The sequence below is a fragment of the Streptomyces lacaronensis genome, from assembly GCF_047337785.1.
Classification (GTDB): Bacteria; Actinomycetota; Actinomycetes; order Streptomycetales; family Streptomycetaceae; genus Streptomyces; species Streptomyces lycopersici.
On record NZ_JBLHDK010000003.1, the window covers coordinates 11,249,912 to 11,262,903 of the forward strand.

Annotated in this window: 12 protein-coding genes; 4 read left to right on the plus strand and 8 right to left on the minus strand. The window is 70.2% G+C overall.

What is annotated here, in order from left to right; translation table 11 throughout:
* The 4 genes from ACMTAK_RS48185 to ACMTAK_RS48200 form a co-directional block, all read right to left on the minus strand.
* Window positions 1–837: an undecaprenyl-diphosphate phosphatase gene (locus ACMTAK_RS48185; RefSeq protein WP_413812040.1), complete on the minus strand. Its 837-nt coding sequence runs from the start codon at window positions 835–837 to the stop codon at window positions 1–3.
* Between the two features lie 156 nt (window positions 838–993).
* Window positions 994–1,395, minus strand: coding sequence for an SseB family protein (locus tag ACMTAK_RS48190; protein WP_069872347.1), 402 nt, complete (start codon window positions 1,393–1,395; stop codon window positions 994–996).
* 159 nt (window positions 1,396–1,554) lie between these two features.
* Window positions 1,555–3,060, minus strand: coding sequence for a glycerol kinase GlpK (glpK, locus tag ACMTAK_RS48195; protein WP_413812041.1), 1,506 nt, complete (start codon window positions 3,058–3,060; stop codon window positions 1,555–1,557).
* Between the two features lie 43 nt (window positions 3,061–3,103).
* A complete protein-coding gene (locus tag ACMTAK_RS48200) occupies window positions 3,104–3,871 on the minus strand; it encodes an IclR family transcriptional regulator (RefSeq protein ID WP_413812042.1) in 768 nt (255 codons plus the stop codon).
* A gap of 198 nt (window positions 3,872–4,069) precedes the next feature.
* On the opposite strand from ACMTAK_RS48200, the gene ACMTAK_RS48205 reads away from it, so the two are divergent.
* The gene (locus ACMTAK_RS48205) at window positions 4,070–4,696 is read left to right on the plus strand and encodes an ATP-binding protein (protein ID WP_413812043.1); all 627 of its coding nucleotides are present in this window, start codon (window positions 4,070–4,072) and stop codon (window positions 4,694–4,696) included.
* Here the strand turns inward: ACMTAK_RS48205 and ACMTAK_RS48210 are convergent.
* From ACMTAK_RS48210 to ACMTAK_RS48220, 3 genes are all read right to left on the minus strand, one after another.
* Window positions 4,693–5,949: a cytochrome P450 gene (locus tag ACMTAK_RS48210; protein WP_413812044.1), complete on the minus strand. Its 1,257-nt coding sequence runs from the start codon at window positions 5,947–5,949 to the stop codon at window positions 4,693–4,695. The genes ACMTAK_RS48205 and ACMTAK_RS48210 overlap by 4 nt on opposite strands.
* Window positions 5,950–6,050: 101 nt before the next feature.
* On the minus strand, window positions 6,051–7,364 hold the full coding sequence (locus ACMTAK_RS48215; protein WP_413812045.1) for an MFS transporter: 1,314 nt from the start codon (window positions 7,362–7,364) through the stop codon (window positions 6,051–6,053).
* Window positions 7,365–7,369: 5 nt separating this feature from the next.
* Window positions 7,370–8,272, minus strand: a complete 903-nt coding sequence (locus ACMTAK_RS48220; RefSeq protein WP_413098974.1) for a LysR substrate-binding domain-containing protein — start codon at window positions 8,270–8,272, stop codon at window positions 7,370–7,372.
* A gap of 152 nt (window positions 8,273–8,424) precedes the next feature.
* Here ACMTAK_RS48220 and ACMTAK_RS48225 point away from each other — a divergent pair, with 152 nt between their 5' ends.
* The 3 genes from ACMTAK_RS48225 (at window position 8,425) to ACMTAK_RS48235 (ending at window position 12,503) form a co-directional block, all read left to right on the plus strand.
* Window positions 8,425–9,603: an L-talarate/galactarate dehydratase gene (locus ACMTAK_RS48225; RefSeq protein ID WP_413812046.1), complete on the plus strand. Its 1,179-nt coding sequence runs from the start codon at window positions 8,425–8,427 to the stop codon at window positions 9,601–9,603.
* Between the two features lie 180 nt (window positions 9,604–9,783).
* Window positions 9,784–11,121, plus strand: a complete 1,338-nt coding sequence (locus ACMTAK_RS48230) for a gluconate:H+ symporter (protein ID WP_413812047.1) — start codon at window positions 9,784–9,786, stop codon at window positions 11,119–11,121.
* Between the two features lie 53 nt (window positions 11,122–11,174).
* The gene (locus tag ACMTAK_RS48235; RefSeq protein ID WP_413812048.1) at window positions 11,175–12,503 is read left to right on the plus strand and encodes an enolase C-terminal domain-like protein; all 1,329 of its coding nucleotides are present in this window, start codon (window positions 11,175–11,177) and stop codon (window positions 12,501–12,503) included.
* Window positions 12,504–12,575: 72 nt separating this feature from the next.
* Here ACMTAK_RS48235 and ACMTAK_RS48240 read toward each other — a convergent pair whose 3' ends face one another.
* Window positions 12,576–12,950, minus strand: a complete 375-nt coding sequence (locus tag ACMTAK_RS48240) for a hypothetical protein (protein WP_413812049.1) — start codon at window positions 12,948–12,950, stop codon at window positions 12,576–12,578.
* Window positions 12,951–12,992: the final 42 nt, after the last annotated feature.

Sequence of the window (12,992 nt, forward strand, 5' to 3'; positions counted from 1 at the left end):
TCAGGCGTTGAGGACGCCCGCGCCGAGCAGCCCGAACAGCGCCAGGCCGATCACGATCCGGTAGATCACGAACGCGTTGAACGAATGCTTGGCCACGAACTTCAGCAGCCAGGCGATGGAGGCGTAGGCCACCGCGAAGGACACCACCGTGCCCACCGCGAGCGGCATCGTGCCCACGCCACCGCCCATGGCGTCCTTGAGCTCGTAGAGCCCCGCGCCGGTCAGCGACGGAATGCCCAGGAAGAACGAGAGCCGGGTGGCGGCCACCCGGTCCAGGTCGAGCATGAGGCCGGTGGCCATCGTGGCGCCCGAACGGGAGAAGCCGGGGAAGAGCAGTGCGAGGATCTGCGAGGAGCCGACCAGCATCGCGTCCTTGACGCTGGTGTCGTCCTCCCCGCGCTTGTGGCGGCCCATCCGGTCGGCCAGCCACATCAGCCCGCTGCCCACGATCAGCGAGGCGGCCACCACCCACAGGGAGGCGAGCGGGCCCTCGATCAGCGGCTTGGCGGCCAGGCCCACCACCACGATGGGGATCGTGGCGTAGATGACCCACCACGCGAACTTGTAGTCGTGGTGGTACCGCTCCTCGCGGTTGACCAGCCCCCGCGCCCACGCGGTGGCGAAGCGGCGGATGTCGCGGAAGAAGTACAGCAGGACGGCGGCGATGGCGCCGACCTGGATCACCGCGGTGAAGGCCACGACGGACTTGTCGTCCACCGGGATGTCCATCAGCCCCTCAGTGATCTTGAGGTGGCCGGTGGACGAGACCGGGAGGAACTCCGTGACCCCCTCCACGACGCCGAGAACGACGGCCTGTCCGATGTTGATCGCGCTCACGTGGTCCGTCCCGCCGGTGGCTTTCCGTGATCAGGTTGTCCACGGGACGGTAGACGATGAGCCGGGACGATGGCCAATCAGCGAACGGCCGCCGAGAGCAGGCATCGCCGCGGCCCGTGCCCGTACGGAGCAGGGGCACGGACCGCCGCGGGAGGGTCAGGCGGCCGGGCCGGAGCCGCTGAGCAGGCTCCGCACGCCGTTGGCCGAGAGGGTGACGGCCTCCGGGGCGCCCGCGTCGATGGTCAGCGAGAGCTCTTCGGAGGGCCATCCCTGGGCCAGCGCGCCCAGCGGCACCAGGTGGTACCGCTCGATCTGCGGCAGGGCCTGGTGCATCCGGGCCGGAGTGGTGAAGACCGGTACCAGCTGCGCGCCGTCCTCCTGCTGGAACACGGGCAGGGTCACGGCCTGCGGGTCCGTCTCCTCTCCGGTCTCGGCGGAGGGGAGGAGGACCTCACTGTTGGCAAGGGTGTTCAGCGCCGACTCGTCCGCCCGGTCGGCCGCCAGCTCGCCTAGGGCCTGCTGGGTGGCGGAGACGTTTTCATCGGAAGGGCTGGTCATGATTCCGTCCATGGATCGGGTTTGGGTCTTCATGGGTTTCTGGGTCCCAGAGCGGCTCGAGTGAACAGCCGCGGCTGGCTCGAATACCCCGCCTCAGGGAACTCACACGTTCCGTTCCGCCTCGATTCCCGCGCAGACCGTGGAGGAATATGCCCCGGGCTACGACCTGGCCCAGCCCAGCGACCTCTCGACCGCCCGCCGCCAGCTCTCGTACTCCGCCTCCCGACGTGCGGGGTCCATCGTGGGCATCCACTGGGCCGCGCGGTGCCAGTTGCGGCGCAGCCCCTCCAGATCCGGCCAGTAGCCGGAGGCGAGCCCGGCGGCGTAGGCGGCGCCGAGGGAGACGGTCTCGGAGACCATGGGGCGCACCACGGGCATGTCCAGGACGTCGGCCAGGAACTGCATCAGCAGATTGTTCGAGGTCATCCCGCCGTCCACCTTCAGCTGGCGCAGTGGCCGGGGCGAGTCGGCGTTGATGGCGTCGACCACCTCCCGGGTCTGCCACCCGGTGGCCTCCAGGACGGCCCGGGCCAGATGCCCCTTGGTGATGTACGAGGTGAGCCCGACGATCACCCCGCGCGCGTCGCTGCGCCAGTGCGGGGCGAACAGCCCGGAGAAGGCGGGGACGATGTAGCAGCCGCCGTTGTCCTCGACGCCGCGGGCCAGGGTCTCGATCTCCGGGGCGCTGTGGATCAGCCCCAGGCGGTCGCGGAACCACTGCACCAGTGAGCCGGTGACGGCGATCGGGCCCTCCAGGGCGTAGACCGGCGGCTCGCCGCCGACCTTGTAGCCCACCGTGGTCAGCAGCCCGTGCCGGGACCGTACGAGCTCGGTGCCGGTGTTGACCAGGAGGAAGCTGCCGGTGCCATAGGTGCACTTCGCCTCGCCGGGGGCGAAGCACGTCTGCCCGAACAGCGCCGCCTGCTGATCGCCGAGGGCCGCGCAGATCGGGACGTCCGGCAGCAGGGCGCGGGCCATGCCGTAGCGCTCGGCGGAGGAGCGGATCTCCGGCAGCATCGCCCGGGGCACATCGAAATAGGCCAGTAGTTCATCGTCCCAGGACAGGCTGCGGATGTTCATCAGCATGGTGCGGCTGGCGTTGGTGGCATCGGTCAGGTGCAGTCCGCCGTCGGGCCCTCCGGTGAGGTTCCAGATCAGCCAGCTCTCCATGGTGCCGAACAGCACCTCGCCGCGCTCCGCGCGCTCGCGCAAGCCGTCGACATGGTCGAACAGCCAGCGCAGCCGTGGCGCGGAGAAGTAGGTCGTGGGCGACAGTCCGCAGCGCTCGAGGAAGAAGTCGTCACCGGTGGTCCGCCGCAGCTCCTCGACATAGCCGCTGGTACGGGTGTCCTGCCAGGTGATGGCGCGGCCCACCGGAACGCCGGTGCGGCGGTCCCAGACCACCGTGGTCTCGCGCTGATTGGCGATGCCGATCGCCGCGATCTGCTCGGGGCGGATCCCCGCGCCCTCCAGGGCCCGGGGGACGACGACACGGCGCAGATGGGACCAGATCTCGGTGGGGTCGTGCTCGGCCCAGCCGGGCCGGGCGAAGTACTGCTCATGTTCTCGCTGGCCGACCGAGACCAGCCGTCCCTGGTGGTCGAAGAGGATGCACCGGGTGGACGTGGTGCCCTGGTCGATGGACATCACATAGCGTTCAACCATGGCCTGGCCTGTCTTCGGGCGGGTTGGAGCAGGGCATGGGGCATCACCAGCGGGTCGCGCCGAGATCGCGGGAGATCGCCCGGGCGGCGTCGCGCGTCAGCCCGACGAGCGAGCCATGCGGCCGTCCCTTGCTGTCGCAGAGGCGGTCCACGGCGCCGGAGATGCCGACGGCGCCCACCACCAGGCCACCCTGTCCGCGGATCGGCGCGGCGATGTCCGCCTCGCCCATCATCATTTCCTGTGCCGCGAACGCCCACCCGGTGTCGCGGATCTCGGCCAGCGCCCGGCTCAGCTGCTGGGGGGAGTCGAGCGTGTGCCGGGTGTAGCTCTCCAGTTCGGTTTCCATGAGCGGCTCCAGGGGAGTCGCCCCGTACGCCAGCAAAACCTTGCCCAGCGCGCTGGCGTGCAGGGGCAGCAGCGAGCCCACGTCCAGGGTCTGGAAGGTGTCATCGGGCCGGAAGACGTGGTGGACGATGAGGACCTTGCCCTCCAGGGGCACTCCGAGGCGGACCGCCTCACCGCTGCGTGCGGCCAGGGCGTCGGTCCAGTTGATGGAGCGGGACCGCAGCTCGTTGATGTCGAGATAGCTGGTCCCCAGGTGCAGCAGCGCCGCGCCGAGCTGGTACTTCCCCGTCGCCTTGTCCTGTTCGACGAAGTCGACGCTCTGCAAGGTGCGCAGAATCCCGTGCGCGGTGCCTTTCGCGAGGCCGAGCGAGGCCGCCACCTCGCCCAGACTGAGCCGACCCGACCCCTGGGCGAGCAGCCGCAGGATCGCCGCCGCCCGCTCGATGGACTGCACCGGGCCGGCCATGTCGCGATCGTAGCTCTTCGGCCAGTGACACAGCCTGTCGGCGAGAGCGCCAAACGTTCGGCAATGCCGACCCGGGTTCGTTGACCCCGGCGGTTGGTGCCCATAGCGTCCGTATCGGGACAAGAAGAGCAGTATGCCGAAAGGTGGCCCGAAGGGTGCCCGGCAGAGAGACACAACCCGGCTTGGAGAGGAGGAGACGTGGCGGAACAACTGAGCCTGCCGACGCCCGGCGTCACCGGGCCCGGTATCACCAGGCACGGCGTGACCGGGCAGACCGCGGGGACCGTCGATCTCACCGACGTCCGTCTCATCGGCTCCCAGGCGCCGGACCCGGACTCCCCGGCGGCGTCCGGGGTCACCCGTGCCGAAATCCCGGACCAGCCGTCGGCGGCGATGCGCGATGAGGCCCCGGCCCGGCCCTCGGCGGACGAGGCCGGCGACCATGTCCTGCCCGTCCCGCACATCTGCGAGGCCGTCGCCACCGTACGGCGGCGGGCGCACGCGCTGCTGTCCGAATGGGAGCTGCCGGCCGACCGGGTCGACGAGGCGCTCATGGTGATCTCGGAGCTGGTCACCAACGCGATCCTGCACGCCCTGCCCCCGGCCGTGCTGCGGCTGAGCTGGACCGAGTGCGAGGGCCGCGTCGGCCTGCGCATCGAAGTCACCGACGGGGGCCCGATCCCCGCCGATCAGCGGGCGGACGAGGACATCGAGCCCGATGAGCACGGCCGCGGGCTCGGCATCGTCACCGCGCTGTCCTCGCGCCACGGCAGCCACACCTGCCATGAGGGCATCACCTGGTGGGCGGACCTGCCGGCCGCCTAACCGACGGCCCGGTCCCAGGTGACCGGAAGCCGGTGGACTCCGTAGATCAGCATGTCGTGGCGCAGCGGCACCTCGTCGGGCGGCACCGCCAGGCGGAGCGTGGGGAAGCGCCGCAGCAGGGCGGGGTAGCCCGTCCGCATCTCCATCCGCGCCAGATGCTGGCCCAGGCACTGGTGAACGCCGTGGCCGAAGGCGACCTGATCGCCCGGGTCGCGGGTGACGTCCAATGTGTCCGGGGCGGCGAACCGCGCGGCGTCCCGGTTGGCCGAGGCCAGCGCCCCCACCACCGTCTCCCCGGCCCGTACCCGCGCCCCGGAGATCTCGAGGTCTTCCCGCGCGACCCGTACGATCCCGAACTGGACGATGGTCAGATACCGCAGCAGCTCCTCGACCGCGTGGTCGATCACCTCGGGCCGCTCGCGCACCCCGCGCGACTGCTCGGGGTGACGCAGCAGCGCGTAGGTGCCCAGGGCCAGCATGTTCGCCGTCGTCTCATGGCCCGCGACGAGCAGCAGCAGCCCCACACCGGTCAGCTCCTCGTCGGTCAGCCCGGCCGCCGTGGCGCTGCCGGGGCCGCCGGGCGCGTCGTGCTCGCCGCCCACGAGACGCGAGAGCAGTGCCTCGTCCGGCCGCTGCCGCTTGGCGTCGATCAGCCCCCGCATGTACTCCCACAGCGCGTCACGGGCCGCGTAGACCTCCTCCTCGCGCTGGCCGAGCCGGAGCAGAACGGTGGCCCACCGCTGGAAGTCGGCCCGGTCCTCGTACGGCACCCCCAGCAGCTCGCAGATCACCAGCGACGGGATCGGCTGGGCGAACGACGTCACCAGGTCGATCGGGGGACCGGCGCGCTCCATCGCGGCCAGGTGGTCCTCGACGATCTCCTCGATCCGCGGTTGCAGCCCCCGCAGCCCCCGGGCGGTGAACCACTTGCTCAGCAGTCGCCGGTAGCGGGTGTGCTCGGGCGGGTCCATACCGATGAACGAGCCCAGCATGCGGCGGTCGTCCGGGCGGACCGGAAACGCGTGCACCGGTGAGGAGGTGCGGCGGCGGTCCGAGCTGAAGCGGTCGTCCGCCAGCAGCCGCGTCACGTCCTCGTGCCGGGTGAGCAGCCAGCCCGCCTTGCCGTCCGGGAAGGCCAGCCGGCTGGCCCCGCCGTCCTCCCGCAGCGCCGCGTAGGCACCGGGCGGATCGAAGGGGCAGTCGCGATGTCTGGGCAGCGGCGCCGGAGCCGCCGCGCGTGATGTGACGGACACGGAAACGCTCCCTTCGAAGGCGAACCGAGTCCCTCCCTTGGCGAACCGAGTCCCTCCCTTTCGAGCGTAGCTCCGCACGGTGGGCCGGGCGACGCGAGCCTTTACGGCAACGAGCCCTCACCGCGGGCGGTTTCCCGGGCCGGTGTGGCATCGTGGCGCCGGGCGCGAGGAGACGCCGGGAGGTTCCGGGAGCGCCGGATGGGGGAGAAGAGCAGGATCAGCCCGGCGAGCGGAATGCCCGCCGTGGTGATCCACATGGCGGCGCGCAGGCCCAGCGCGGTGCCGAGCGCACCGCCGAGCAGGGCTCCGAGGGGCAGCGTTCCATAGCTGACGAACGCCGAGGTGGCGGTGAGCCGCCCGAGGAGCTCCGGCGGGCAGTAGCGCTGCTGGAAGCTCGCCTTGATCACATTGCCGCCCACCACACCGGCGGTGACGCAGAAACCGCCCGCCACGAACAGCACCGTTCCGGGCCCCTCGGCGGTCATCGGCATGAGCAGGGCGCCGACGGCCAGCCCCACTTCGAACAGGAGCGTCGCACGTGCGTCGCCGACCCGGGTGGCGACGCGGCGGGCGCAGAACGCCCCGGCGACGCCCCCGAGGCTGACGGCCGCGGTGAGGCCACCCACCAGCCCGGGTGGCAGACCCACGGTCCGGACCAGGAACACCACCTGGATCGACTGGTACCCCATCAGCGCCAGATTGGACGCGGCCGCGAAGAGCGTCAGGGTGCGCAGCCACCGGTCGCCGGCGATCAGCCGCAGCCCCTCGGCCACCTCGCGGGCCAGCGCCCGGGGCGGGCGCTCGGCCCGGGGGACGCGCGGTTCGCGGAAGCGGATGCCGGTCAGACAGATGAGGGAGACCAGGAAGGTCGCCGCGTTGACGAACATCCCGTTCACCGCGCCCGCGAGCTGTGCGATCAGACCGCCGGAACCCTGTCCGGCGATCTGCGCGGCGGACGCGCTGCCGTGCAGTTTGGCATTGCCCTCGGGCTGGTCGGCGGGGTCCAGAAGCCCGGCGAGATAGGCGCTGTAGGCGGTCTGGAAGAACACCGCCGCCGTACCCGTCAGCAGGGCGACGGCCAGCAGCACTCCGACGCTCAGCAGACCGGACCGGGCGGCCACCGGGACGGACGCGAACAGCACCAGCGAGACCGCCGCGGCGGCCACCATGACCGGCCTTCTGGGCAGCCGGTCCACCCACGCCCCCGCCGGAAGGCCGATGAGCAGCCAGGGGGCCCATGCGGTAGCGGCCAGCAGACCGACCTGGAAGGTGTCCGCGTGCACGGTGGAGACGGCGATCAGTGGCATCGCCACACTGGTGACGGCCGAACCGTATTTCCCCGCGGTCTCGCCGCACCACAGCAGCCGGAAGTCGCGGTGGCGCCGCAGCAGGCCACCGGAGGTCTTGGGAGTCACGCCGGTCAGGCTCCTCGGTCGGGGAGAAGGGCGGCCGCGTGGCGGAGCAGTGCGTGGAGGGCCGGGTTGTCGTTGTTCTTGCGCCACACGAGGTTGAGTTCTACCGGTTCCGGGGTGGTCAACTCCACTGATTTGAAGACGGTGTTCGGGTAGCGCGGCCGGGCGGCGGTCTCCGGGACCAGGGCCACTCCCCAGCCGCCGTTCACCAGCGCCAGGATGGTGTGGACCTGGCTCAGGTACTGGGAGAAGACCGGGGTGGCGTGTGCGGCGCGGAAGATGCTGATGAGCAGCTCGTTGAAGTAGCGCGCCTCGATGGGCGAGTACATCAGCAGCTCCTGCCCGTCGAAGTCGGCCACCTTCAGCGGCCCTTCGCCCGCCGCCAGCGGATGCCCGGTCGGCAGGGCGGCCAGCAGCCGCTCCCGGGCCGCGGGGCGGGAGCGCAGATCAGGGCCGGTGACCGAGGGCCGCACCAGGCCCAGGTCCAGGCTCTGCTCGGTGACGGCCTCCAGCTGGTCACGGGTGACCATCTCGCGCAGGGTGATCTCCGCGCCTGGCATGGCCGCACGGGCGATCTCCAGCAGTGTGCCGAGTACGGAGTGGGCACTGGCCGCCGTGAAGCCGATGGCGATGCTCCCCGCCTCGCCCGTGGCCACCTGCTGGGCGGCGAGCACGGCGTGCTCGGACTGGCGCAGGATGCGGCGGGCCTCGGTGAGGAAGGCGCGTCCCGCGGGGGTGAGCCGCACCGAGCGGTTGGTGCGCTCCAGCAACTGGACCCGCAGCTCCGTCTCCAGCAGCTGGATCTGGCGGCTCAGCGGCGGCTGGGTCATCTTCAGCCGCTCCGCGGCCCGGGTGAAATGCAGCTCTTCGGCGACCGTCACAAAGCTGGTGAGTTGCATGAGCGTGAACAACGATGCTCTCCCGGTATCAACGCATGCCAATTTTAAGTTAGACGTAGATCGTCCGGCGACCTTAGCTTGCAAAGGAGCTCGTCGGCCGCCCGGGGGCGGTTCCGACGACATCCACTCGCCCCGCATACGGGCCCCATACACAGGGACAACACGTGGTGACCACATCGCATACGGCAACGCACACCGCGCAGCAGACAGGTGAGGCGACCCTCGACCGGGTCTCCTGGATCCGAGTGTCCTCGGTCGTCCTTCCCCTGACCACTCCCATCAGCGACGCCAAGGTGCTCACCGGGCGCCAGAAGCCGATGACGGAAGTGGCCTTCCTCTTCGTCGAACTCGCCACCGAGGAGGGACACGAGGGCATCGGCTTCAGCTACTCCAAGCGCGCCGGAGGGCCCGGCCAGTTCGCCCACGCCCAGGAGATCGCGCCCACGCTCCTCGGCGAGGACCCCAGCGACATCGCCAGGATCTGGACGAAACTGGTGTGGGCCGGCGCCTCCGTGGGCCGCAGCGGGCTGTCGACCCAGGCGATCGCGGCCTTCGACATCGCCCTGTGGGACCTCAAGGCCAAGCGGGCCGGGCTGCCGCTGGCGAAGCTGCTGGGCGCACACCGTGACACCGTCCGCTGCTACAACACCTCCGGTGGCTTTCTGCACACGCCGACCGAGCAGCTGCTGGAGAACGCGACGGCCTCCCTGGCCAGCGGAATCGGCGGCATCAAGATCAAGGTGGGCCAGCCGGACGGCAAGGAGGACCTGCGCCGGCTGACCGCCGTACGGGAGCACCTGGGCGATGACGTACCGCTCATGGTGGACGCCAATCAGCAGTGGGACCGGCCCACCGCGCAGCGCATGGGGCGCGCCTTCGAGGAGTTCGGCCTGGTCTGGATCGAGGAGCCGCTGGACGCGTATGACGCGGCCGGCCACGCGGCCCTCGCCGCCTCGCTGGACACCTCCGTGGCCACCGGGGAGATGCTGGCCAGCGTGGCCGAACACTGGGAGCTGATACGCCACAACGCGGCGGACATCATTCAGCCCGACGCACCGCGGATCGGTGGCATCACCCAGTTCCTCAAGCTGGCCACCCTCGCCGAGCAGCACCATCTGCAACTCGCCCCGCACTTCGCGATGGAGATCCACCTCCATCTCGCGGCCGCCTATCCGCAGGAGCCGTGGGTGGAGCACTTCGACTGGCTGGAGCCGCTGTTCAACGAGCGGCTGGAGATCCGTGACGGCCGGATGCGGGTGTCCGCGCGGCCCGGCCTCGGCATCACCCTCAGCGAGCAGGCACGCGCCTGGACGGGTGCCAAGGCGGAGTTCGGTGCCCGATAAGCCCGTTTCGCACCACGCCGGTCACGGATCCCTGGCCATACCCATTGACCGGCGGTGTTCACCCCTCTAGCCTCCATCTGCATATATAGACGGAGTGCATGTACGTGGACTCCTTGGCCCGTCTGGCAGCCGTTCGAGTCTCCGGCTCAACCGCCCGCAGTTCAAAGGGGAACTGAAGACATGCCTCTAGTCGTCGTCGGAATCAGCGTGGCGATCCTGCTGTTCCTCATGACCAAGCTGAAGCTCAACGGCTTCATCGCACTGCTCCTCGTGGCCGTCGGCGTCGCGCTGGTGCAGGGGGTCGAGATGGAGAAGATCCCCGATGTCCTCGGAGAGGGCGTCGGGGGTCAGATCGGCGACACCATGCTCGTCGTCGGTCTCGGCGCCATGGTCGGCCGGGTCATGGGCGACTGCGGCGCGGCCCAGCGCATAGCCAACACCCTCATCGACACCTTCGGACTGCGCTGGGTCCAGGTGGCGATGGTGGTCACCGCCATGCTCATCGGCGTGACCATGTTCTACGAGGTGGCCTTCGTCATCATCGTGCCGGTGGCGTTCACCATCGTCCGGGTCACCCGCAAGAACCTGCTGTGGGTCGGCCTTCCGATGTCCATCGCCCTGTCCACCATGCACAGCTTCCTGCCGCCCCACCCCGGGCCCACCGCGGTGGCCTCGACCTTCCACGCCTCCGTCGGCCTGACCCTGTTCTACGGGCTGTTCATCGCCGTTCCGGCCGGTGCGCTGATCGCCCTGGTGTGGCCGCGCCTTCCGTTCGTCCGCCGGATGGACCCCGAGATCCCCAAGGGCCTGGTCAGCGAGCGCACCTTCACCGAGGAGGAGATGCCGGGCCTCGGCTGGTCGCTGTCGGTGGCCCTGGTCCCGGTGGTGCTGATCGCGGGCGCCGCGGTGACCGACATGGCCGTGTCCGGCTCCAGCCCGGTCCTGCACTTCATCACCTTCATCGGATCCGCGCCGATCGCCCTGCTGCTGACCCTGCTGCTGGCGGTGTGGGCGTTCGGCCCGCGGATCGGCCGGAGCCTGTCCGAGGTCAGCGCCTCCTGCAACTCCGCCGCCCAGGCGATGGCGATGATCCTGCTGGTCATCGGGGCCGGTGGCGCGTTCAAGCAGGTCCTGGTCGAGGGCGGGATATCCGACTACATCAAGGACCTCACCGACGACTGGTCCATTTCGCCGATCATCCTCGCCTGGCTCATCGCCGTCGTCCTGCGGGTGGCGCTCGGATCCGCCACGGTCGCCGTGGTCACCGCCGCCGGTGTGGTGCAGCCGCTCCTGGAGAACAGCGGAGTCCAGCCCGAACTGATGGTCCTCGCCGTCTCCTGCGGATCGATCGCCTTCAGCCATGTGAACGACCCCGGCTTCTGGATGTTCAAGGAGTACTTCAACCTGTCCGTCATCGACGCCATCAAGGCGCGCACCACCTACACCACCGTGCTCGCGGTACTCGGCCTCGGCGGCGTGCTGGCCGTCGAGGCCGCCCTCGAAGCACTCAATGTCTGACACTCGAGGTCCGACACATAACGTCTGACCGCCCCCGATCCAAGGACGCCACGATGAGCCAGCCGACCGTCACCTCGTTCTCCGTCTACCCGGTCGCCGGCCGGGACAGCATGGAGCTGAACCTCTCCGGTGCCCACGGCCCCTACTTCACCCGCAACGTGGTGGTCCTCGAGGACTCCGAGGGCCGTACGGGACTCGGCGAGGTGCCCGGCGGTGAGAAGATCACCCAGACGCTGCGGGACGCCGAATCCCTCGTCGTCGGGGCTCGGGTGGGCGACTACAAGCGGGTGCTGCGCGAGATCGGGCAGCGGTTCGGCGACCGCGACGCCGGGGGCCGGGGCACCCAGACCTTCGATCTGCGCACCACCGTGCACGCCGTCACCGCCGTCGAGTCGGCCATGCTGGACCTGCTGGGGCAGCATCTGGAGGTGCCCGTCGCGGCGCTCCTGGGCGACGGGCAGCAGCGCGACTCGGTACGGGTCCTGGGCTATCTGTTCTACGTCGGCGACCCCGGCCGGACCGACCTGGAGTACGTCCGGGAACCCGACGCCGACGCCGAGTGGTACCGCATCCGCCACGAGGAGGCGCTGACCCCCGAGGCCATCGTCCGTCAGGCCGAGGCCACCTACGACCTCTACGGCTTCGCGGACTTCAAACTCAAGGGCGGCGTCCTGGAGGGAAACGAGGAGGTCAAGGCGGTACGGGCGCTCAAGGAGCGGTTCCCCGAGGCCCGTATCACCCTCGACCCCAACGGCGCCTGGTCGCTGCGCGAGGCGATCGAACTGTGCCGGCCGCTGCTCGGCACGCTCGCCTACGCCGAGGACCCGTGCGGCGCCGAGGACGGCTACTCCGGCCGGGAGATCCTGGCCGAGTTCCGGCGCGCCACCGGACTCCCCACGGCCACCAACATGATCGCCACGGACTGGCGGCAGATGACCCACGCGCTGGCGCTGCAATCCGTCTCCATCCCGCTGGCCGACCCCCACTTCTGGACCATGCAGGGGTCGGTACGGGTGGCCCAGCTCTGCCATGAGATGGGGCTGACCTGGGGCTGCCACTCCAACAACCACTTCGACATCTCCCTGGCCATGGTGGCCCACTGCGGGGCCGCCGCCCCGGGCGCGTACAACGCCCTGGACACCCACTGGATCTGGCAGGAGGGGCTGGAGCGGCTCACCGTCGAGCCGCCGCGGATCGCCGGTGGTGAGATCGCCATCCCGGACGCCCCCGGGCTGGGGGTCCGGCTCGACCGCGACCGGCTCCTCGCCGCCCACGCCCTCTACCAGGAGAAGGCGCTGGGGGCGCGGGACGACGCGGTCGGCATGCGCTATCTCATCCCGGGCTGGACCTTCGACAACAAGCGCCCTTGCCTGGTGCGTTAGCGTGCCGCCGCCGTCCGGTGGGCCGGTCCGGCCCACCGGACGGCGGCGGCACCCGGATCGGGGCCGTGCGGCTCAGACCTCCAGCTCGGTCTCGATCTTGCGCAGCTGGTGGCGTGCCATCGCCAGATTGGCCCGGTTCTTGTCCAGCGCCAGATAGAGGAAGAGGCCCTGGCTGTCCCGGCCCTTCAGCAGCCGGATCAGGTGGTACTGGGTGCCGAGGGTGATGAGGATGTCCTCGATGGTGTCCTGGAGACCGAGCTGCTCCATGGTCCGCACCTTGGCGCGCACCACATCGGTGTTGCCCGCCGCGGCCACCGTCAGGTCGAGCTCCTTTCCGCCGCCCACGGTGCCGAGGGCCATCCCGCTGGAGTAGTCGACCAGCGCGGCGCCGAGGGAGCCCTCGATGGACGTCATCGCCTCTTTGAGCGCGGTCTGGGTGTTCGCCATGATCGTGGCTGTTCCTTTCGATGTCAGTGATGTGCGGTCGGA

Bases quoted from the DNA above. Each gene is read 5' to 3' on its own strand.
- ACMTAK_RS48190 (WP_069872347.1), bottom strand. From the start codon at position 1,395: ATGACCAGCCCTTCCGATGAAAACGTCTCCGCCACCCAGCAGGCCCTA.
- glpK (WP_413812041.1), bottom strand. From the start codon at position 3,060: ATGGTTGAACGCTATGTGATGTCCATCGACCAGGGCACCACGTCCACC.
- ACMTAK_RS48235 (WP_413812048.1), top strand. From the start codon at position 11,175: ATGAGCCAGCCGACCGTCACCTCGTTCTCCGTCTACCCGGTCGCCGGC.
- ACMTAK_RS48200 (WP_413812042.1), bottom strand. From the start codon at position 3,871: ATGGCCGGCCCGGTGCAGTCCATCGAGCGGGCGGCGGCGATCCTGCGG.
- ACMTAK_RS48230 (WP_413812047.1), top strand. From the start codon at position 9,784: ATGCCTCTAGTCGTCGTCGGAATCAGCGTGGCGATCCTGCTGTTCCTC.
- ACMTAK_RS48240 (WP_413812049.1), bottom strand. From the start codon at position 12,950: ATGGCGAACACCCAGACCGCGCTCAAAGAGGCGATGACGTCCATCGAG.